We start from the raw sequence: 1,716 nt of genomic DNA on the forward strand, positions 1-1,716 counted from the left end.
CAGTAACACCGGTAACACCAACAGCGACACCAGCTGAATCAGTAGCACCTCAAGGTGTGGTTCAAACTGGTACTGTTACATTCACAGAAGGAGATCCAGTTGCGCCAATCGACAAGGATACCATTACCCTTCTTGATGAAAATGGTCAACCAGCAGCTTCAGTAGTTGCTAAGTCACCAGACGGTAAAGAAATCGGTACCTTCACAGTTGATAAAGCAACCGGTGTTGTAACCTTCACACCAACAGATAAGACATACTCAGGTGATGTGGTTGCCGTTAAGGTTCAAGCTAAGGATGCCAACGGTACGCCAACTGAAACAACTTACACACCTAAGATTACTCCAGTTGTTCCGACAGCAGAGGATGTAACTTCAAAAGATAAACAAGGCCAAACCCAAACAGGTAAGCCTAAGTTTACAGAAGGCAATCCAAACATTCCAATGGATGATGATACGCCAGCTACATTTGAAGATGGTTCAACGACTAAGACAATTCCAGGCGAAGGAACCTACACAGTAGCTCCAGATGGAAGTGTAACCTTCGTACCAGAGAAATCATTCACAGGAACAGGAACAGGCGTAACAGTTAAACGTGTAGATAAGAATGGTACACCAGTAACAGGTAAGTACACACCAACAGTAACACCGGTAACACCAACAGCGACACCAGCTGAATCAGTAGCACCTCAAGGTGTGGTTCAAACTGGTACTGTTACATTCACAGAAGGAGATCCAGTTGCGCCAATCGACAAGGATACCATTACACTTCTTGACGAAAATGGTCAGCCAGCTGCATCAGTAGTTGCTAAGTCACCAGACGGTAAAGAAATCGGTACCTTCACAGTTGATAAAGCAACCGGTGTTGTAACCTTCACACCAACAGATAAGACATACTCAGGTGATGTGGTTGCCGTTAAGGTTCAAGCTAAGGATGCCAACGGTACGCCAACTGAAACAACTTACACACCTAAGATTACTCCAGTTGTTCCAACAGCAGAGGATGTAACTTCAAAAGATAAACAAGGCCAAACCCAAACAGGTAAGCCTAAGTTTACAGAAGGCAATCCAAACATTCCAATGGATGATGATACGCCAGCTACATTTGAAGATGGTTCAACGACTAAGACAATTCCAGGCGAAGGAACCTACACAGTAGCTCCAGATGGAAGTGTAACCTTCGTACCAGAGAAATCATTCATCGGAACAGGAACCGGCGTAACAGTTAAGCGTGTAGATAAGAATGGTACACCAGTAACAGGTAAGTACACACCAACAGTAACACCAGTAACTCCTACAGCTGAAGAAGTGACTTCAATTGATAAACAAGGGCAAACTCAAACAGGTAAGCCTAAGTTTACAGAAGGTGATCCAGTAGTTCCAATGGATGATGATACGCCAGCTACATTCGAAGATGGTTCAACAACGAAAACAATTCCAGGCGAAGGTACTTATACAGTAGCCCCAGATGGAAGTGTAACCTTCGTACCAGAGAAATCATTCATCGGAACAGGAACCGGCGTAACAGTTAAGCGTGTAGATAAGAATGGTACACCAGTAACAGGTAAGTACACACCAACAGTAACCCCTGTTACTCCTACAGCTGAAGAAGTGACTTCAATTGATAAACAAGGCCAGACTCAAACAGGTAAGCCTAAGTTTACAGAAGGTGATCCAGTAGTTCCAATGGATGATGATACGCCAGCTACATTTGAAGATG

General features: G+C 44.1%; 1 pseudogene. It reads left to right on the plus strand.

Features of this window, described 5'->3' with window-relative positions:
- Window positions 1–1,716 (plus strand): annotated as a pseudogene (locus QM847_RS08255) (hypothetical protein); the annotation flags it as partial.

Origin of the sequence: Streptococcus timonensis, from assembly GCF_047463455.1 — a bacterium.
Lineage (GTDB): Bacteria > Bacillota > Bacilli > Lactobacillales > Streptococcaceae > Streptococcus > Streptococcus timonensis_B.